Source organism: Escherichia sp. E.sYA108 (assembly GCF_011754335.1).
Classification (GTDB): Bacteria; Pseudomonadota; Gammaproteobacteria; order Enterobacterales; family Enterobacteriaceae; genus Escherichia; species Escherichia coli.
On record NZ_JAAQVZ010000001.1, the window covers coordinates 1519918 to 1541122 of the forward strand.

The 21205-nt window shown below is 44.4% G+C and carries 12 protein-coding genes and 1 tRNA gene; 7 read left to right on the forward strand and 6 right to left on the reverse strand.

From position 1 onward, the window contains the following. Position 1 precedes the first annotated feature (1 nt). A complete protein-coding gene (gene evgA / locus HBM92_RS07240; RefSeq protein ID WP_000991370.1) occupies positions 2 to 616 on the reverse strand; it encodes an acid-sensing system DNA-binding response regulator EvgA in 615 nt (204 codons plus the stop codon). Between the two features lie 415 nt (positions 617 to 1031). On the opposite strand from evgA, the gene emrK reads away from it, so the two are divergent. Together emrK and emrY are read left to right on the forward strand one after the other, a co-directional pair. After that, entirely contained in the window at positions 1032 to 2195 is a 1164-nt protein-coding gene (gene emrK / locus HBM92_RS07245; protein ID WP_000435156.1) for a multidrug efflux MFS transporter periplasmic adaptor subunit EmrK, read from the forward strand. Continuing rightward, a complete protein-coding gene (gene emrY, locus HBM92_RS07250; protein ID WP_001018723.1) occupies positions 2195 to 3733 on the forward strand; it encodes a multidrug efflux MFS transporter permease subunit EmrY in 1539 nt (512 codons plus the stop codon). The genes emrK and emrY overlap by 1 nt, the downstream gene beginning before the upstream one ends. A 107-nt stretch (positions 3734 to 3840) precedes the next feature. Here emrY and dsdA read toward each other — a convergent pair whose 3' ends face one another. Further along, positions 3841 to 5169 carry a D-serine ammonia-lyase gene (dsdA, locus tag HBM92_RS07255; protein WP_000426391.1) on the reverse strand — a complete coding sequence of 443 codons (1329 nt, stop codon included), beginning with the start codon at positions 5167 to 5169 and terminating at the stop codon, positions 3841 to 3843. A 17-nt stretch (positions 5170 to 5186) separates the two neighbouring features. After that, positions 5187 to 6524: a D-serine transporter DsdX gene (gene dsdX / locus HBM92_RS07260; protein ID WP_000556042.1), complete on the reverse strand. Its 1338-nt coding sequence runs from the start codon at positions 6522 to 6524 to the stop codon at positions 5187 to 5189. A 217-nt stretch (positions 6525 to 6741) separates the two neighbouring features. On the opposite strand from dsdX, the gene dsdC reads away from it, so the two are divergent. Next, positions 6742 to 7689, forward strand: coding sequence for a DNA-binding transcriptional regulator DsdC (dsdC, locus tag HBM92_RS07265; protein WP_001327519.1), 948 nt, complete (start codon positions 6742 to 6744; stop codon positions 7687 to 7689). A gap of 394 nt (positions 7690 to 8083) precedes the next feature. Here the strand turns inward: dsdC and ipuB are convergent, their stop codons facing one another. After that, on the reverse strand, positions 8084 to 8653 hold the full coding sequence (ipuB, locus tag HBM92_RS07270; protein ID WP_001224626.1) for a tyrosine-type DNA invertase IpuB: 570 nt from the start codon (positions 8651 to 8653) through the stop codon (positions 8084 to 8086). 747 nt (positions 8654 to 9400) lie between these two features. On the opposite strand from ipuB, the gene ipuA reads away from it, so the two are divergent. From ipuA to HBM92_RS07290, 4 genes are all read left to right on the forward strand, one after another. Further along, complete coding sequence (gene ipuA, locus HBM92_RS07275; protein WP_001181152.1) at positions 9401 to 10030, forward strand: tyrosine-type DNA invertase IpuA; 630 nt, start codon at positions 9401 to 9403, stop codon at positions 10028 to 10030. Between the two features lie 317 nt (positions 10031 to 10347). Beyond that, the gene (locus tag HBM92_RS07280) at positions 10348 to 10968 is read left to right on the forward strand and encodes a helix-turn-helix transcriptional regulator (RefSeq protein WP_000243056.1); all 621 of its coding nucleotides are present in this window, start codon (positions 10348 to 10350) and stop codon (positions 10966 to 10968) included. Positions 10969 to 10992: 24 nt separating this feature from the next. Further along, positions 10993 to 18942 (forward strand): phase-variable autotransporter adhesin UpaE, encoded by a 7950-nt coding sequence (locus HBM92_RS07285; protein ID WP_001537816.1) that lies wholly within the window; start codon positions 10993 to 10995, stop codon positions 18940 to 18942. Positions 18943 to 18989: 47 nt separating this feature from the next. Beyond that, the gene (locus HBM92_RS07290) at positions 18990 to 19520 is read left to right on the forward strand and encodes an OmpH family outer membrane protein (RefSeq protein WP_000100043.1); all 531 of its coding nucleotides are present in this window, start codon (positions 18990 to 18992) and stop codon (positions 19518 to 19520) included. A gap of 437 nt (positions 19521 to 19957) precedes the next feature. Here the strand turns inward: HBM92_RS07290 and HBM92_RS07295 are convergent. After that, positions 19958 to 20032, reverse strand: a tRNA-Arg gene (locus HBM92_RS07295). 75 nt (positions 20033 to 20107) lie between these two features. Then, a complete protein-coding gene (locus HBM92_RS07300) occupies positions 20108 to 21040 on the reverse strand; it encodes a formate/nitrite transporter family protein (protein ID WP_000368121.1) in 933 nt (310 codons plus the stop codon). Positions 21041 to 21205 lie beyond the last annotated feature (165 nt).

Below are 21205 nucleotides of genomic sequence, written 5' to 3' on the forward strand. Positions count from 1 at the left end.
GTTAGCCGATTTTGTTACGTTGTGCGAATGTGTAAAGATCCATCAGTGATTTGCATTCTAATTTTTCCATCAAGCGACTTTTATAAGTGCTGACAGTTTTGTTGCTGATGAACATTTTTTCAGCAATGTCATTATTATCCTTGCCATCAAGAATATACCGCATGACACTAATTTCTTGTTTTGATAAGGAGTCGAGTTTTTGCTGGTCGGACGTTAAACTTCCAACAAACCGGTTGAGAGAGAAGGGGAAATAGCAGTAGCCATTTTTTGCAGCTTCAATAGCCGCAATGATATTGTTCATGCCTTCTTTTTTACTCACGAAACCATTAGCGCCAGCATCAGCACAATGTTTCCCGTAAAAATGGTCATTTTTAGCGGAGACAATAATAATAATTCCGCTATATTGGCGCTTTCTCAGCGTTTCTAACACCTGGATACCGTTAACTCCGGGGATATCGACATCAATGATGACGATATCAGGCTTAAGTGTTTCCACCCGCTGAACGGCGCTTCCGCCTTCAGTCAACTCTGCTAAGATTTCAATATCGTTTTTGATCAATAAATTACGAATTGCTGCGATAGCAAGAGGATGGTCATCAATAATTATTGCGTTCATAGATTATTCCCTTTGCAATGAAGCATTTCCCTTCTCCTTGTAGTAATACAGACATAAGGTATCATCTCATTTTCTCAATAAAAATAAGAAAATTTGAGCTTCCTTTAAGATAATTCGACAAGTATACCATATAAATAGTCGGCATAAATAAAATGTCAACAATAAAATCAGGGATGATACCGATGATTTATAGTTTCAAATGAGCACTATAAGTTTTCTCACTAATCCTACAGGCGTAAGAATTGTATTGCAAAAGCCGCGGTTTAGTCCTCTGTTGTTTTTTTTGCACTTCATTTAAATTAGCCCTCCAACGTTCCCGGGATAATGTGCAAAACATGCACTGTGTTTGATATGAGGAATGAATACTCTTTTCATTCAATTCATAAATTTCATCTATGCGAAATGAGAGATAATAGTGGAACAGATTAATTCAAATAAAAAACATTCTGACAGAAGAAAATATTTTGCTTTGTTAGCGGTAGTTTTATTTATTGCGTTTTCAGGTGCCTATGCCTATTGGTCAATGGAATTAAAAGACATGATTAGTACAGATGACGCCTATGTCACGGGAAATGCAGATCCAATTTCTGCACAAGTCTCAGGCAGTGTCACTGTCGTTAATCATAAAGATACGAACTACGTTCGACAAGGTGACATTTTAGTTTCACTGGATAAAACTGATGCCACTATCGCACTCAATAAAGCTAAAAATAATCTGGCAAATATTGTTCGGCAAACGAATAAACTATACTTACAGGATAAACAATACAGTGCCGAAGTCGCTTCAGCACGTATTCAGTATCAACAATCTTTAGAAGATTATAACCGTCGTGTGCCTTTAGCGAAGCAAGGGGTTATTTCAAAAGAAGCGCTGGAGCATACCAAAGATACGTTAATAAGTAGCAAAGCGGCATTGAATGCTGCTATCCAGGCTTATAAAGCGAATAAAGCTTTAGTAATGAACACACCATTAAACCGTCAGCCACAAGTCATTGAAGCTGCAGATGCAACCAAAGAAGCCTGGTTGGCGCTTAAACGTACGGATATTAAGAGTCCGGTTACCGGTTATATTGCCCAGAGAAGTGTTCAGGTCGGCGAAACAGTGAGTCCCGGACAATCGTTAATGGCTGTCGTACCGGCGCGTCAAATGTGGGTTAATGCCAACTTTAAAGAAACACAACTCACGGATGTACGGATTGGTCAATCGGTCAATATTATCAGCGATCTTTATGGTGAAAATGTTGTGTTTCATGGTCGGGTGACAGGGATCAATATGGGAACCGGCAATGCGTTCTCCTTATTACCTGCACAAAATGCGACAGGGAACTGGATCAAAATCGTTCAGCGTGTACCGGTTGAAGTTTCTCTGGATCCAAAAGAACTCATGGAACACCCTTTGCGCATTGGTTTATCGATGACTGCAACTATTGATACGAAGAATGAAGACATTGCCGAGATGCCCGATCTGGCTTCAACCGTGACGTCCATGCCTGCTTATACCAGTAAGGCTTTAGTTATCGATACCAGTCCGATAGAAAAAGAAATTAGCAACATTATTTCGCATAATGGACAACTTTAATGGCAATCACTAAATCAACTCCTGCACCATTAACCGGTGGGACGTTATGGTGCGTCACTATTGCATTGTCATTAGCGACGTTTATGCAAATGTTGGATTCCACTATTTCTAACGTCGCAATACCGACAATATCTGGCTTTCTGGGAGCATCAACAGACGAAGGCACCTGGGTTATCACCTCGTTTGGCGTAGCAAATGCCATTGCGATCCCTGTTACCGGCAGGCTGGCACAAAGAATAGGCGAATTAAGGTTATTTTTACTTTCAGTAACCTTTTTTTCGCTGTCTTCATTAATGTGTAGTTTATCGACCAATCTAGATGTGCTGATATTTTTTAGAGTCGTTCAGGGGTTAATGGCGGGGCCGTTAATTCCACTGTCACAGAGTTTATTATTAAGGAATTATCCACCAGAAAAAAGAACATTTGCTCTGGCATTATGGTCAATGACCGTGATTATCGCTCCGATATGTGGGCCGATATTGGGCGGCTATATTTGCGATAACTTTAGCTGGGGTTGGATATTTTTAATCAATGTCCCTATGGGGATTATCGTCCTGACATTATGCTTAACCTTACTTAAAGGAAGAGAAACTGAGACTTCACCGGTCAAAATGAATCTACCAGGACTGACCCTGTTAGTGCTCGGTGTTGGTGGCTTGCAAATTATGCTTGATAAAGGGCGCGATCTGGATTGGTTCAACTCGAGTACAATAATACTACTAACAGTAGTATCAGTTATTTCTCTGATCTCTTTAGTCATTTGGGAGTCGACCTCAGAGAATCCGATTCTTGACCTCAGTTTGTTTAAGTCCCGTAATTTCACCATTGGTATTGTGAGTATCACATGCGCGTATTTATTTTACTCTGGAGCGATAGTTCTTATGCCGCAGTTACTCCAGGAAACGATGGGGTATAATGCGATATGGGCCGGACTTGCCTATGCGCCCATCGGTATCATGCCGCTATTAATATCACCTTTGATAGGACGTTATGGCAACAAAATTGATATGCGGTTGTTGGTGACATTTAGTTTTTTGATGTATGCGGTTTGCTATTACTGGCGTTCTGTGACATTTATGCCAACGATTGATTTTACAGGCATCATTTTGCCACAGTTTTTTCAGGGATTCGCCGTTGCCTGTTTCTTTTTACCCTTAACAACGATTTCGTTTTCAGGCTTGCCAGATAATAAATTTGCCAATGCCTCGAGTATGAGTAATTTTTTTCGCACCTTGTCAGGATCAGTTGGTACGTCGTTGACAATGACACTGTGGGGACGCCGCGAATCGTTACACCATAGTCAGTTGACAGCAACCATCGATCAATTTAACCCCGTGTTTAATTCATCGTCACAAATTATGGATAAATACTATGGTTCGCTTTCAGGAGTTCTTAATGAAATTAATAATGAAATAACTCAGCAGTCACTTTCTATTTCTGCAAATGAGATTTTCCGTATGGCGGCTATTGCTTTTATCTTACTTACGGTTTTGGTTTGGTTTGCGAAACCGCCGTTTACAGCGAAAGGCGTTGGGTGATGGAAAAAGAGGAGGCTATAGCAGGTAAAACGGCAGAATCTTAAGTCTGCGTCATCGGCAGCATCGCTCACCCAGGGAAAGGATGGCGATGCTGCGTTGAAACGTTATTAACGGCCTTTTGCCAGATATTGATTCATCTCTTCTTCCGGCACCATTCCACCTCCCGTCGCCCACACCAGATGAGTGGCATTACGCAGTTGTTCGGCGCTGAAACCGTGCATCTGTTGGTAACTTACTGATGCGCACACGCGCTGAGACCCGGCCATACCCGCCAGTGCCGATGGTTCAAGACGAATACCTTCTTCCTGCGCCAGCCAGCCAAGCATGTCATACATGGTTTGATCGCTAAGGGTATAGAAACCATCCAGCAGACGCTCCATTGCCCGCCCGACAAAGCCCGATGCGCGACCAACTGCAAGGCCATCGGCAGCGGTAAGGTTGTCGATGCCAATATCCTGAACAGAAATCTGATCGTGTAATCCGGTATGGACGCCTAATAACATACACGGGGAGTGTGTTGGTTCGGCAAAAAAGCAGTGAACATGATCGCCAAACGCCAGTTTAAGTCCGAATGCGACGCCACCAGGACCACCGCCAACACCACACGGCAGATAGACAAACAGAGGGTTATCAGCATCGACGATGCGACCTTGCTGAGCAAATTGCGCCTTAAGACGCTGGCCTGCGACGGAATATCCAAGGAACAACGTGCGGGAATTTTCGTCATCAATAAAGAAACAGTTCGGGTCAGACTGCGCGGCTTTACGTCCTTCCTCGACGGCAACACCATAATCTTGCTCGTATTCCACGACAGTAACGCCATGACTGCGCAGTTTCGCTTTTTTCCAGGCGCGGGCATCAGCAGACATATGCACCGTTACTTTAAAGCCGATGCGGGCGCTCATAATACCAATTGATAACCCCAGATTTCCGGTTGATCCCACAGCAATACTGTATTGGCTAAAGAACTGTTTAAACTCCGGGGAAAGCAGTTTGCTGTAATCATCCTCAAGTGTCAGCAAACCCGCTTCCAGAGCCAGTTTTTCAGCATGGGCCAGGACTTCATAAATCCCGCCACGTGCTTTTATGGAGCCGGAAATCGGCAAATGGCTGTCTTTTTTTAGTAGCAATTGCCCGGCGATCGGTTGTTGATATTCCTTTTCCAGCCGTTTTTGCATAGCAGGAATAGCAACCAGTTCTGATTCAATAATCCCCCCCGCGGCAGCCGTTTCAGGAAATGCTTTTGCCAGATACGGCGCAAAACGAGACAGGCGCGCATGGGCGTCCTGAACATCCTGTTCGGTCAGGCCAACATAAGGTAAACCTTCTGCCAATGAGGTCGTGCCAGGATTAAACCAGGTGGTTTCTTTAAGAGCAACCAGATCCTCTACCAACGGATACTGGGCGATGAGCGAATTCATTTTAGCGTTTTCCATAGTACGTCTCTTTGCGCTTAGATGATAAATGACAGCAGGAATGTGCCCGCCAGAGCGATGACTGAAGCGATAAATGTCGCTGTCGTATAGTATTTAAATGTTTCATTGAGCGTAGCGCCGCAATATTGCTTCACCAGCCAGAAAAGTGAGTCCGTAACGATCGTGCAGCCAATCGCACCGGAACCGATAGCAATCGCAATAATTTCCGGGCTGATGTCGGGATACAGCGGCAGCATGGGTGCAACAATTGCCGTTGCCCCCATCATTGCCACCGTAGCGGAGCCCACTGCAGCATGCAGAATAAGTGCCACCAACCAGGCCAGAAGAATCGGGTGCATATGCATATTGGAGAGAATAACTGCCAGCGTATCAGCGAGACTGCTGCTTTTTAAAATGGCGTTGAATGCGCCTCCGGCCCCGATAATCAGCAAAATATTAGCAATAGAACCGAAACCATTTTCCGTATGTGTGAGCATCGTCCCCATGCTCATATGCTGACGTATACCCAACACATAATAGGCGACAAACACGGCGATAAACGTGGCAGTGATAGGGTTGCCAATAAACTCAAGCAAGGTATACAAACCACTCTCACGTGCCATATTCAATTCGGCAATCGTTTTAACCAACATCAGCGCAATGGGTAGCAGTACGGTGAATAACGTTGCGCCTAATGACGGTAGTGTTTTTTCATCGCGAACTTTGAGATCGGCAAACTCTGTGGGTACAGGTTTAAAGGGCAGTCGTTGACCCAGAAATTTAAGGAAAAGTGGGCCACCGATCAGTGATGCCATCAGCCCAACCAGCAAACCGTAGACGATCACCGAACCGATATCTGCGCCCAGCTTATTGGCAACATATAAAGCAGCCGGATGTGGGGGAACCACGCAGTGCACTGCCATCAATGCGGTACACAGCGGAATGGCCAGCTTTAACAATGAGGTATTGGTTTTTTTGGCAATTGAAAAAGCCAGAGGAATCAATAGCACGACGCCCACTTCAACAAACAGCGTGATGCCGCAAATCAGGCCAACCAGCACCATAATGACATCAGCTGAAAGCCACCGGCAGCGTTGAAGTGTCAGACCAATTCTTTCTGCGGCCCCGGATACTTCCATCATTTTTCCCAGTATCGTGCCAAGGCCGATAACCGCAGCGAGGAACCCCAGCGTTCCGCCAATTCCACTTTCAATAGCATTTACCATATCCAGTGGCCCCATGCCCATCATCGTTCCCACGAAGAAGCTGGCCAGCAACAGCGCCAGAAACGGGTGGAATTTGAACTTCACGATGGTCAGTACAATTAACACGATGCTGATAAGCAGCGTGCTCACAACCCAGATTTGAGAGTGCATATCTCACCTTCCCCTGTGATTAACCTGATGATATTGGACAAAAAAACAACGCAGGCTGACAAACGATAAAATTTGCCTTTCACATGAGCTAAATTGCATCAAGGGAGTGATTTACATCTAAAAATGAAGGTGAATTGAGATATGGTTCACTTTAGCTCACCTTACAGCTGAAATTTTGCCGCTATTTTTTTACACTTAAGAGAAAAATGAGGTGATTATGGAACCCCTTCGTGAAATAAGAAATCGACTGCTTAACGGCTGGCAACTATCAAAACTGCATACTTTTGAAGTGGCTGCCAGGCATCAGTCCTTCGCTCTCGCGGCAGAGGAATTGTCGCTGAGCCCCAGTGCGGTAAGTCACCGTATCAATCAGCTGGAAGAAGAATTAGGTATTCAGTTGTTTGTTCGTTCCCATCGCAAAGTGGAATTAACGCACGAGGGGAAACGTGTTTATTGGGCGCTAAAATCGTCGCTGGATACCCTGAATCAGGAAATTCTGGATATCAAAAATCAGGAGTTATCGGGAACGTTAACGCTGTATTCCCGGCCCTCTATCGCCCAATGCTGGTTGGTGCCCGCATTAGGTGACTTTACACGCCGATATCCGTCTATTTCGCTCACCGTGCTCACTGGTAATGACAATGTCAATTTGCAACGTGCCGGAATCGATTTGGCGATCTACTTTGATGATGCGCCGTCAGCGCAATTGGCTCATCACTTTCTGATGGATGAAGAAATCTTGCCAGTTTGCAGCCCGGAGTACGCTCAAAGACATGATTTAACCAACACGGTAATTAACCTGCGTCACTGTACGTTGCTCCATGACAGACAGGCATGGAGCAACGACTCCGGTACGGATGAATGGCATAGTTGGGCGCAACATTATGCGGTTAATTTGCCAACATCTTCTGGAATTGGCTTTGATCGCTCTGATTTAGCCGTTATCGCCGCGATGAATCATATTGGGGTGGCGATGGGAAGGAAACGTATGGTACAAAAAAGGCTTGCCAGTGGTGAGCTCGTCGCGCCGTTTGGCGATATGACGGTGAAATGCCATCAGCATTATTACATCACCACATTACCGGGCAGGCAGTGGCCAAAAATTGAGGCATTTATTACTTGGTTAAGAGAACAGGTAAGTCAATATGAATGTTATACCTTATAATACATTAAATCATCTGGTTCCTAAATAACCTTATTATGCACTGTAAGTGTATGTTGGCTTTATAAATTGCAATTTTTATATGGGAATTGTTTTGTCAATAGTTACGAAAAGGATAAATAAAATAACCACTTCTTCTTGGCGTCGAATATTGGAGAGCGATAATTTATAGTAAACTAGATTACCAGAGAAAAGATAAGTGGCAATATATTTGCTGGTGGCATTTTTATTAAATATTATATGTGTTGGTTTGTGACTTTAAAAAAATTAATTTTTTAATAAAAAGGTGATTTATTTCTCATTTTGATTAATATTGAGATCCATTATGATTATCAGTTGTATGTCATAAAAATGAGGGGCTAAAAGCCTCAATGAATTGAGGCCTTTAGAACAGGGGTTATATCTTCTTTATATCTAACACATCACCCTCCCATACTCGTTTAAATCTTGCTGCATTACTGGCTGTATATAATACCGTATGATGTATATTTCTGTGCCCTAAATAATCTTGTATTAGTCTGGTGTCTAACCCTTGATTAGCTAAAGCATACCCACAACCATGCCTAAGCATGTGAGGATGAATATTAATATTCATATTGTGACTATATTTCTTACACATCTTATACACATATTGTCTCGAGATTTTATTTCCTTGACAAGAAAGAAACAAAGAGTCTTCAAAAGGTTTTTTTACTATGTTATCACGTAGTGCTAGCCATTTTTTTAATAACAGAACAGTTTCTTTTTGCAGGGGATGTACTGTGGATAATCCATTTTTTAAACGCTTGATATATATTGCTGACTCTGAAAAGTCAATGTCGCTAATCTTTAGTGCAATAAGCTCGCTTACCCTAAGACCATGTACATATGCCATTTGTAACATGGCTTTATCTCTAATTTCATTTTTTGAACCGTTGATGGCTTCAAAAAATAACAACCATTCACTATGAGTAATAAATTTGCGCATAATATTATCGGTTATATTAATTAAGTTAAAAAATAAACTATAAATACCAGAGCCTGGTATTATTGCTTGTTTTTATAAGCAAATAATGAGCTGGGGTTTAAATTATGCCACTAAATGGATATTCATCAATACCCCGCCAGAGAGATAGTTGCCCAGGGGGTATAGATCATTATTAGTCAACCAATGAGCATAAATAAGCGAAAGGAGGTGTGTATTGTGAATGGTAATTCAATGCCATGCTGGTGGTTTTTTTGTGGTGAAAATATTTGTACCTTTTTGTTTACGGATGAAAAATAAACAGCCATATTATTTTGGTTAATTGTTGTGTTAGTTTTAACACTTGGTGATGTTTTTTGTTATAGTGCATTAATTTTTAAATAAAAAAATCCATACATTCATGGATGTAATATATACAAGATACAATGTTAATTTTAGATAAAATATTAATTGCATTGGATACTTTTTAAATATGCCGATGTTGAGCTTAATTTTATGAGGGAATGCTATTTCGGGTTGTAGGACTTTTTTATAATCATCTTATAGGGCTCTTTATATTTACAAGAGAGTTTTGAACGATAGTTACATAACGAAGGTTGTTTATATGCGTTTACAAGCGATTAATTAGATTAGGTGAATTTTAATAAATTAATCTATAATCATACAGCAACTATATGAATTATATTATTGACTAAATGTAATTCTTTCATCATAGTTGACATGGCTATTTCATATAAATAGAGGTGATTTATGCAAAACAGAAAATTTTTAACGCATCATGAAATTAATTTACTACTTCAATCTGTAAAACAAAAGAGTTGCTCTTCACGCGATGTTTGCATGATTTTATTGGCTTATTTTCATGGTCTGCGTGTTAGTGAGCTCTTATCTCTGCAGTTGTCGGATTTAGAACTAACTACAGAAAAAATATATATTCAACGGATAAAAAATGGATTCAGTACAGTCCATCCACTTCAAAAGGAAGAGGTGATTGCAATAACAAACTGGCTGAATGAAAGGAATTCATTAAATGTTAAACATTTCAATGATAACCCGTGGTTATTTGTTTCCCGAACAGGAAAACCATTATCGAGACAACGATTTTATAACATAGTTTCTGCTGCGGGTAAAAATGCAGGTTTAAATATTAAAGTTCATCCACATATGTTACGCCATGCATGTGGTTATTCACTAGCAGATAATGGTGTGGATACCCGTCTTATTCAGGACTATCTCGGGCATCGTAATATCAGGCATACGGTAATTTATACTGCTTCTAATTCAATGAGATTTGAAAAAATGTGGGGGATAGGTGATGCAAAAAAGCAACATTTTGACCCAAAATGTAAACCCAATCTTTGTTTAGAAATTCTCGTATAGAAAAACATTTTTTTCTATAAAAAACATTAAATTTACTGATTTAGATCAATGTGCGGCGTCAATCTACACATAAAGAGGTAGGTTTGTCTTCTTTTTAATCTCTGGCGTATAAAGCCAAAATGTAAATAACAATCAAAATTATATTCTGAATTAAAATAAATACGCAGGTTTTTTACCTGCGTTTTGTGCTATTTGTAGTTAATTAAATTGATGTTGTCAAAATGGGTCATTTTGTAAACCTGTGCCTCAAGGTTTGTCTCCCCCCGGTGTGCAAAGCAAAAGGAAATTGGGAAAGGGGATAACAGGAAATTGATTGCATGGTTTTGATTACGACTACAAAAAATACTTTTATAATTCAAGCAATTAAGAGTATGCGTTGGCGGGGTTTTTCGTACGTGAAAGTCATCGCTGTGGACGACTATTCTTCTCTGATTCGTGATTTTGGCACATCTTGCTTTCGGGATGAGCAATCGTTGTTGTTACCTGTATTCCCTGATAATGATTCTACTACCTGTATACGCTCACTGTATTTCATTCACCAATGGCTAAAAAGCCAGCCTGTCAATATTCCGTGCCTGGCATGGGGGGATAATGGTGTAGTTAGTAATAAAGGCATACCTTTCATACCGTGGAAATTAACAGCAGAGCAATTTTGTTTCTATATAGATAAATTTATCAATGGCTGGAGGTGCAAAAAAAATATTCGCGCGAATCATAAAGTTTCTTTTTTAGAACGACAATTATCCCCGAGGGAGAAAAGTATCTTTATATATACCAAGGAAGGAAAAGATATTGCATGGATCTCGAACACCTTGGGTATATCCAGTAAGACTGTGTGGACGCATCGTCGTAGAGCTATGGATAAACTCGGGGTAAAACGTTTACATCAATTTATAAATATTCCGTGTTCCCTTATTAGTGAAAATATTCAATTATAATGTGCGTTCAAGAGTATTAGTGTTATGAATAAAGTATATAAAGTCATTTGGAACCATACAACCCAAAAATGGGATGTTGTTTCAGAATTGACGAGTTGTAGAAAAAAATGTAAATCAACTCGCTTAGGAATTGCTTTATCAGCAATGGTTCTGGGGGGCGCTATTGCAATTAATTGCAATAACGCAATGGCAGATGTCATATTGTCACCAGACTGGCGTCCGGGTACGAATAACTCGGGTGTTGGGGCTGCAACAGTAAGTGGTAAAACCGAATACATCACTGGTCCAAATGTCGTCCAGTCTGGTGGGTCAGGTCTTATCTGGATGACTGTAGAACAGGCAATTTTAAATGGCTACACCACTGGAGATAATTTATCCGGATTGATTTACGTCAATACCGGAGAAAAAACAAAAACCATTACAGTGAAGGATGAGGTTACTGGCGCTTCTCAAACACTTCAAGTGTTTGATACTGACTCTTTCTCACAACGCGATGCGGGGACTGGGGGAAATGAAACCATTCCTGGTTTTAGTGGCACTGCGGATTTTTTCAATGCGACACGTTTTGTAACAGCCAATAATGGCGGTACAGCTATTTTGGATGTGGGTTCACCAGCAATCGGTAATTTTTTTAAAAATACACAGCTTGCTGTAGCTGATGGAGAAGGTTCCTCTGTTGTATGGAACTCGGTCAATGATTTTTATTTTCAGCCTGGTGCAACCATGCAGGGGGGCGGCGTTACTCAAAAAATCATTGACTCAATGAAATATGCTGGAACAATTACTGATTGGGCGGGAAAAGTACACCATATTAACTCTCTTGATGATTTAAAGCAATATAATCAATATTTGATAAAGTCACTAGAGGACAAAACGCTTTCTTATAAGCAGTATGATGCTGAATTTAATAAGGCCCTTATTGTCACCAAGCATAATTACAATGTGGATATGACCGCTGGGGGACGTATAGACTCAACTCCTTACAAAGAAAATGTAGGGCTGCTTGCTGTTCTCCATGCAACCAATAACGCACGAGCAATATTAGGTAAAACGGGTAAATTAACTGGAGTTCTTCCTGCCTATGGGAATGGAGGAGGGATCGTTGCAACTAATGGTGGGACCGGTGTTAATGAAGGGGTCATTGATGCCATTGGTACTGAAATGATTGCCTATCAAGACAGTACCATTGTTAACGATGGTACACTTTTTGTTTGGGATAATAATGATAAATATGCTCTCCAGGCAGAGGGGATGGTTGCCGGTAGTAATGGTTCTTCAGCCATTAATAATGGTGTTATTAATATTCGCCCATTTAAAAATGCTTTCGCTCCAGAGGGGATTAACACCGCAATTGTTGTTAGTAATGGGGGCATGGCAACAAATAAAGGCACAATAAATATTACTGCCGATGCATCAACTAATGATAATAATGGCAAAACACGAGGTGTAAATGTTGGAGCTGGAGGCTCTTTTATTAACTCGGCCTTCGGGAGCATCAATGTAGGTATTGCGGAGGATAAAACTGCGACTCATTCGGCTGTGGGTTCTGTTGCGATTGAAGTACAAAATGGTGCAAACAAAGTCGTTAATGAAGGTACTATTTTTTTGGGCAGGGGGGCTCAGGGGAACTACGGAATCCTGGCAAAGGATGCCGGGACTGTTGATGTGGTAAATAAAGGGACTATCACTATTGACGGTCATGACAGTGATGCACCTGCACTGAATGTTGGCATGCTGGCAAATAATAGCTCCGGGATGAAAAACTCCGGGATTATCAATGTTAATGGTCTGAACAGCACCGGGCTACAGGTAATCAATGCAGGACAGTTGAATTCTGACGGTACGATAAATGTTGGCGGCAAGGGTATCAGTAGTGGTTTCCGTAACTATGGTGCCTGGGTGGAAGGTGCCGGAAGCAATGTTAATGTATCCGGAAAAATCAGTCTTGCCGGTACGGGGGCTGTGGGGGTTTTTGCTAAAGATGGCGGCAGTCTGACCCTGTCAGGCAATGGTGCAGTGCTATTTGGCAGCAGCGATCAGATAGGCTTTTATGTCTATGGAAAGGACTCTGCCATTCATAATACCGGAAGCGGTGTTATGGATGTGTCCACTGAAAACTCAACATTATTCCGTATTGCCAGTGGTGCGACATTCCAGGGAACTGCAGATGCTTCTTCTGCACTTACGGCGTCTGGTAAGAACTCTTATGCACTTATTGCCACGGGGAAATCGGATGGCGGTGTGGCCTCGACAGTAACGTCTGGAGGAATGACCATCAACCTGACGGGTGAGGGGGCTACAGCGACTTTAATTGAAGGGGGAGCGCAGGGCACAATTGAAAGTAATGCCATTATCAATATGGATAATGCCAGTGCGATAGCCGGTATTGCGGATGGCAATGGCTATGATATTTCCGGCAAACTCATTAATCCGAAGGACAAGACCACACTATTAACGGCGGGGGCTCAGTTAAGTTCCACCCAGGATAAAGTGACCGGGTATATCGCCCGTAATGGGGCCACTCTAAATAATACCGGTAATATCATCTTTACTGGAAAGAATACAGTGGGCGTCCGGGTTGAGGAGGGGGCTGTTGGTACCAACAGCGGAAATATTACAGTTCAGGATGGTGGTGTGGGACTAATTGCTAATGCCACACAAGATGTTACAACGATTAATAACTCGGGAAATCTCGTTCTCAAGGGAGGAGATAATGCTAACCGTACAACGGGTATAAAAGCATCTGGTACAACAACAACGGTTAATATGACCGCGGGTACTATATCTTTGCAGGGACAGGGGGCGATTGGCGTTGAGGCCAGCAATAAAGGGACTGTTAACCTTGATGGTTCGGCAGTACCGAACTTTGCTGCTGACGGCTCTGGTATTACCGATCAGATTGCTTTTCGTATTATCGGAGATGGTGCAACCATTAAGACGAATATTGCACCGGGAACTCTGCTGGATGCCAGTGGGGAACGTTCTGTACTTTTCCGTATTGAAGATGGGGCAAAACAGGCCGGCTCTCTGCTGATGAAAACCTCCGGGACAGGCAGCCGTGGTATCTGGGCCACAGGGAAAGGGAGCAATGTCCTGGCTGATGCTGGCAGTGATTTCCAGATCCTGGGCGCTCAGGCTCAGGGATTATATGTAACTGGTGGTGCGACAGCGACGCTGAAACAGGGGGCATCAGTTAACCTTGTAGGGGATGGCGCTGTTGTCGCGGAAGTTGACGGAAATGAATACGCTCTGGATGGCAGTATTACACAAACGAATACTGGCTCGGTTATTACCAATGAGGCAGATATCTCTTCGCCGCTGAATAATGCCAAGGGCTTTATTACGCGTAATCAGGGACTGTTGATTAACAACGGCAACATTGATTTCACTACCGGTACAGATAATATCGGCGTCTGGGTTGATAACGGCCGCTTTGAAAATACAGGAAGCCGTATTGCGGTCAATGGCGTTGCATTATTTGTTGAAGGTGCACAGTCTCAGATTACCAGCACAGGAGGGGATATCGTCGCTGTGGATGGTGAGGCTGCCATTAAGCTGGGGGCGGGCGCGTCACTGAACCTGGCAGGGAGTGGCTTGGGTACGATCGAAGGTCAGAAAAATGCGCATGGCATCCTGCTGGATACAGGGGCTGTGGGGCTGGTTATTGATGGTGCGAAAATCAATGTTAATGCTGCAGGTGCGGTCGGTCACGGGATTGAGAACCGCGCAGAAATTGAAGGCATTCAGTTAACCAATACGACTGAAATTAATGTGGCTGATGGCATTGGTGTACGTACTTCTGCCTCCCTGGCCAAGACCAACAGCGGCACTATTAATGTAGACGGCAGTGGAATTGCACTGGCGTTCCAGAAAGCTGACGGAAGTGAAACCGATAATAACCTGGATATGTCTGACTCCGCTGGATTGGTCATTAACCTGAAGGGTACGGACGGCACGGGTATTTTCGCCAACACTAAAGATGGTGCTGTCGTGAAGAGTGGTGCAAGTGTCAATGTTATACAGGCCGATGGCGGTTCCGCTCTGGTGGTTAACAATGCAGCCAGTGAAGTGGTTCAGAGCGGTAATCTCATCTCTGCTTCTCTGAGTCATGCCGTAGTGGATGCTTCAAAAGCACAATCCTTTACCAATAAAGGTCAGATTAAAGCTGCGTCCACCACCGGGACTGCAATGGCGTTTGATGACGCCGTGAATACCACCGTACTGAATGACAGCGGTGCTGAAATTCAGGGGGTTGTGGCTCTGAACGGCGGTGATAACACATTCACCAATAAAGGCAGTATTACCGGAACCGTCAGTGCGAAAGAGGGTAACAATACATTTTTATTTGATGATGGCAGCACACTGACAGGAGAAGTGACTGCAGGAAATGGCAATAATAATGTAACACTCAATGGTAAGACTCATGTTGATCAGGTTACTGCCGGTACCGGGAAGAACACCTTCACCATTAAAGGTGAAGGGGCAACCTGGAACCTGCTGGATGGCGGGCAGGGAGATTCTGATTCCCTGATTTTTGATAACGCCATTCATACGCTGGATTCTGTTGTAAAACTACAGAATTTCGAACATGTCGGGCTGAAGAACAGTTCACTTGTCACTCTGAAGGAAGCTCTTGTGCTGACCGATGGGGGGAACGGTCCGGGTTCCGTCGATATTGAATCGGGCAGCGAACTGGCCATTATTCCCGCAGTTGCAGGCAACTTTACCTTTGATCCACTGTTAACAGGCAAAGGAACACTGTCTGCCCGTCTTGATGCCGACACATCTGCTTTTGAATTCAGCCATAACGTCGGGGATCAATTTGCCGGAACTCTGAAGCTGGGTACTAGTAGCTTTGCTCTGGAAGGGCTGAATACGAGCGGGTTAACCCATGCAATGCTGATGTCTGAAACCGGGAATATCACAACGGTTGGCTCCGGTGTTCAGCAGATTGGCGGTCTTGGGTTCAATGGCGGAACGCTGATTTTTGGTTCCGTTATGCCGGGCGATACCATTGCCAGCAACAGTATTGAAACCTCTGCTGCAGGTACGCTGGATATCCGGGGGAAAGGCACAATTCAGGTCACCATGCCAGATGAAGTGATTAATGATATTCCGGCTGTTGATACCCGTAAGAATTTGCTGGAGCAGGATGATGCGCAGACCCTGGTCACGCTGGTGAATGCAGCGGGTACCGTCACCGGTACTGGCGGGCAACTGCAACTGGTGGATGAAAACGGGCAGGCTATTTCTCACAGTCAGACGTTTGATGTCACTCAGGGCGGTGAAGTTGTAGCTCAGGGAAATTATGACTATAAGCTGCTGGGAAGCTCCGACGGTATTAAAGGTGACGGACTGTACATAGGCTATGGGCTGAAGTCGCTGGATTTACAGGGAACCGGTGATAAAGCGCTGGTGCTGACACCGAGAGCGAATGCCCAGGGACTGCAGACAGATCTTGGCGCACAGTTAACGGGGGCAGGGGATCTGGCCATCGAAGCTGCGGGGCAGGTTGTCACACTGTCTAACGGCGGTAATAACTACACCGGGGATACGCTGGTGCGCAGCGGCACATTACAGATGGCAAATGATAATGTACTTGGCGCAACAGGTAATCTGAACGTCGCCAGCAATGCCGTCTTCAGAACAAACGGATACAGCCAGACTGTCGGTGCACTGCAGACAGAAACGGGAGCGCACATTCAGCTTGATAGCGGTAGTGTACTAACGGTCAGCGGCACGCAGCGTCAGCCGGGGGATGATAATGGTGGCATCATTGAAAACAACGTGCTGTCCGGTGAGGGAACGCTGGCTGTCACGGGCAGCAATCTGACGGTACATGGCACCAATATCGGGTTTACCGGTAATGCCAGCCTTACCCAGGGGGCGCTGGTTGAAATGAACGGCGCACAGGGGCTGGGAAGCCAGGGCTCCATCAGCTTTGAAAGCCTTAATGATCGCCTGGCGATTGATATCGCCGACGGTAGCGGAGTCAGCAGTAACCTGAGTAAATCGCTTTCCGGAGAAGGTTCAGTGGGTATACTGAACACCACTGATCTGACGCTTTCCGGGGATAACAGTAATTTCAGCGGTGAATTCCGTGTGCAGAAAGATGCTGCTCTGCGGGCTTCAGATGAAAAACACCTGGGCACCGGGCTGATTGACAGTGATGGTGTCACCTGGCTTACCGCCAGTGGAAACTGGTTACTGAAGAATGATATTACTGGCTCCGGCGCTCTGGTGAAACAGGGGGCGGGTAATCTGATCATTAATCATGAGCTGACTTATACCGGTGATACCACGGTTGAGAGTGGCGTTCTGATTGTCGGTGATGATTCAGTCACCCGTGCCGCTGGCGCGACGTTGTCAGGATCCAAAAACATTCATGTTCTTAATGGCGGCACACTGAGTGGGCTGGGGACCGTTTCGGGTCAGGTTAATAACCAGGGAACACTGGCATCACTGAATGCTCTCTCAGGTTATGAAACGGCAGAGGTGGGCAATTTTACCGTTGGCTCACTGACCAATACCGGCGTCATTCGTCTGGCCGGTGGTAAGACAGGAAATACCCTGACCGTAAATGGCGATTACACCGGTGGCGGTACGTTAATTATCAATACCGTGCTGGGGGATGATACTTCTACCACTGACAAACTGATTGTCACGGGTAACACCTCCGGTGATACCGGCGTGGTGGTGAATAATGTCCGGGGCCAGGGGGCTCAGACCGCTGACGGCATTGAGATTGTGCATGTCGGTGGGCAGTCTGACGGTAACTTCAGACTGCAGAACCGTGCGGTGGCAGGGGCGTGGGAATATTTCCTGCATAAAGGTAATGCGGGTGGTACTGACGGTAACTGGTATCTGCGTTCTGAATTGCCGCCAGAACCACAACCGCAGCCGCAGCCACAACCGCAGCCGCAGCCACAACCGCAGCCGCAGCCACAACCGCAGCCACAGCCACACCCCACGCCGGATAAACCTGTACAGAAGGTCTATCGTCCGGAAGCGGGCTCTTATATTGCGAACATAGCGGCAGCCAACACGCTGTTCAACATCAGAATGCACGATCGTGAGGGGGAAACTTACTATACCGATGTGTTTACTGGTGAGAAGAAAGCAACAAGTATGTGGATGCGTCATATCGGCGGTCATAATCGCTGGAAGGACAGCAGTTCACAGCTGAATACGCAAAGTAACCGTTATGTTGTGCAACTGGGTGGCAGCATTGCGCAATGGACTGACGGTCAGGACCGTCTGCAACAGGGGATTATGGCCGGTTATGGAAATGAGAAGAGTTCCACGACATCCTCGCTTTCGGGATATAAATCTAAAGGTGCGATCAATGGATACAGCACCGGTTTATACGGAACGTGGCAGCAGAATGACGGTAATGACAACGGGGCTTATGTCGATACCTGGATCCAGTACGGATGGTTTAATAATACCGTTAATGGTGAAAAACTGGCTGCGGAGTCCTGGAAATCCCGTGGATTTACCGGTTCAGTGGAAGCGGGTTATACCTTTAAAGCCGGCGAATTTACCGGTAGCCAGGGTAGTCACTATGACTGGTATATTCAGCCGCAGTCCCAGATCACGTGGATGAATGTAAGAGCCAGTGAGCATACGGAGAAGAATGGCACGAAAGTTCAGCTCAGCGGAGACGGTAATATCCAGAGTCGTCTGGGCGTCAGAACTTACCTGAAAGGTAAGAGTGCGTCTGATGATAATAAGGCGCATCAGTTTGAGCCATTTGTGGAAGTTAACTGGATCCATAATACACGGAGCTGGGGTGTCAAAATGGATAATACGGCACTCAGTCAGGACGGAGCTACAAATATTGCTGAAGTCAAAACGGGTGTTCAGGGTAAATTGTCAGATAACCTGAATGTCTGGGGCAATGTTGGTGTTCAGGCTGGCGATAAAGGGTACAGTGATGCCCAGGCAATGCTGGGTATTAAATATATATTCTAATCACACAGTGGCAGGAGGGGACCTCCTGCCACCTCAGGGTTGTCATAATGAGTTCTGTAATGAAATTTTCTGTTGTTAATGCAGTAGTGCTGCTGTTGCTGATTGTACTTACTGGTGTTTTTTATATGAAAAAGTCAAAAGAAATTGCAGTTGTTAATATCGATGCTATTTATAATCAGTCTGCCGCCGGAGACATGGTCAGAAAGCATCTGAATGAGGTTAAGAGTATTCTTGAAAAAGGCTATGAGGATGCGCAAAAAGCATTCGCAGATAACGCGAATAAAGAGGCGCTGCTTCTTGATGCCAGACAAAAACTGGAGCGACAATGTGTTATTGAGGAAAATAGCGCAAAAATGGTGTTATCCCGTGCGATAGATAATGCCATAGGTACATGGAGAAAAGACAATCCTAAAAATATTGCTGTATTGTCTTCAGGTGTTGTGCTTGCGCATAACGAGTCAGCTGATATCACCAAAGAAGTCATGGCTCTGGTTGAAAAAGAAAATCTGGTTTTTAATCAGTTACCCAAAGTGGAAGTGCACAATAAGAATGAAGAGAAACCAGAACAAAGTAAGTAATCACTAGATTCTGACGATTTCCAGAAGGGAGATTCAGCAGGCCAGCATCTGTAATCATTCAGATTTGCTGGCTTGCTGCTAAATATGGTTGCTAAGAAAAATAGCAGGCCAGTAATTTATTCAGATTACTGAATATAATAATTTTTCAGGAACGGTTATGCTGAAGGTAGTATGTTTAATCGACACAATTATTTGCTGTGTCTAATATGAGGTGACATTTTTATGGTCACTGACCAGCAAGACTGACCCGTATTGATTAGCCTGATTATTGGCAACTTATTGGGGTAGTCATTTTGACATCGAATGGGGGAGGTTTCCAGTTAAGTTCACGAATGCATGATGATTTGCGTTCACATATCGAAGTACTGGTTGACTATACTAAGGATTTTAAGATAACTCACTGATTGTAAGTGGGTTATTGCGAGGGGGATGATAGATGGTGTCCCCTGCAGGAATCGAACCTGCAATTAGCCCTTAGGAGGGGCTCGTTATATCCATTTAACTAAGAGGACAATGCGGCATGAGTATACCCGCTAATGGACTACGGGGTAAGTACACAGCCGCTCGATTGCTTAAACCCTCGCCATTTATGCCGGGTTTTTATCATTTTTCTTAATGTTTTCCGCACGTTCTGCTTTTTGACGTGCTTCTACTTTGCGCTTGTTGCTCATGTCGTTACGAATCTGTGCATGACTCATTAACGCGAAGATAAAGGTGCCGCCGCAGATGTTCCCCGCTAAAGTAGGTAGTGCGAAGGGCCAGATGAAATCGCTCCAGTGCAGCGTGCCGTTAAACACCAGATAGAGGATTTCAACAGAACCGACAACGATGTGGGTGGTGTCACCCAGGGCAATAAGCCAGGTCATCAATATAATCACCACAATCTTTGCCGCACCCGCTGCAGGAAACATCCATACCATAGTGGCGATCAGCCAGCCGGAAATGATCGCGTTGGCAAACATCTCGCTGGGGGTGTTCTTCATCACATCCATGCCGATTTTGACAAATGCATCGCGAGTTTCTTCATTGAAGATAGGCATATATTCAAATGCCCACGCAGCAATACCTGTCCCGATAATATTACCCAGCAGCACGATGCCCCATAACCGCATAAGTAAGCCGACGTTGCTCATTGTCGGTTTTTGCATGACGGGTAGTACCGCAGTTACGGTGTTTTCGGTAAATAATTGCTGGCGGGCCATTATGACGATAATAAAACCAAAGGTATAACCGAGATTCTCCAGCAAGAAGCTGCCCGGCACGCCTTCCAGTTCGACATGAAATATCCCTTTTGCCAGTAGCGAAGCGCCCATCGACAGGCCCGCCGCAATGGCTGACCACAGTAGCGCCATTGCGTCGCGTTCCAGCTCTTTTTCACCATCCTGGCGGATATGCTCATGAATTGCCATCGCCCGGGAGGGGAGTCGGTCTTCATCTATTTCTATTTTTTTACCGCGCTCTTTTTCTTCGCTCTCAACTTCAATTTCGTCGCTGTGTTGATCAATTTTGTCGTTGTCCATGGTCTCTTCTCTTGAATTAGCACGTATAGCTAAAGCGTAGCGGCTTTTTTGCTCGCAACTGGCGGGAGTTACTCTGAAAATGTAGAAAAGGCCGCGTTTGCCTTTTTCTGTTTCTATAGAATCAAGTAGCCTACAGGGCGGCGATTACCAGGCTATGATCAAATC

Coding starts and splice junctions, on each gene's coding strand:
- evgA (WP_000991370.1), bottom strand. CDS start 616: ATGAACGCAATAATTATTGATGACCATCCTCTTGCTATCGCAGCAATT.
- emrY (WP_001018723.1), top strand. CDS start 2,195: ATGGCAATCACTAAATCAACTCCTGCACCATTAACCGGTGGGACGTTA.
- dsdA (WP_000426391.1), bottom strand. CDS start 5,169: ATGGAAAACGCTAAAATGAATTCGCTCATCGCCCAGTATCCGTTGGTA.
- dsdX (WP_000556042.1), bottom strand. CDS start 6,524: ATGCACTCTCAAATCTGGGTTGTGAGCACGCTGCTTATCAGCATCGTG.
- dsdC (WP_001327519.1), top strand. CDS start 6,742: ATGGAACCCCTTCGTGAAATAAGAAATCGACTGCTTAACGGCTGGCAA.
- ipuB (WP_001224626.1), bottom strand. CDS start 8,653: ATGCGCAAATTTATTACTCATAGTGAATGGTTGTTATTTTTTGAAGCC.
- ipuA (WP_001181152.1), top strand. CDS start 9,401: ATGCAAAACAGAAAATTTTTAACGCATCATGAAATTAATTTACTACTT.
- HBM92_RS07280 (WP_000243056.1), top strand. CDS start 10,348: ATGGTTTTGATTACGACTACAAAAAATACTTTTATAATTCAAGCAATT.
- HBM92_RS07285 (WP_001537816.1), top strand. CDS start 10,993: ATGAATAAAGTATATAAAGTCATTTGGAACCATACAACCCAAAAATGG.
- HBM92_RS07290 (WP_000100043.1), top strand. CDS start 18,990: ATGAGTTCTGTAATGAAATTTTCTGTTGTTAATGCAGTAGTGCTGCTG.
- HBM92_RS07300 (WP_000368121.1), bottom strand. CDS start 21,040: ATGGACAACGACAAAATTGATCAACACAGCGACGAAATTGAAGTTGAG.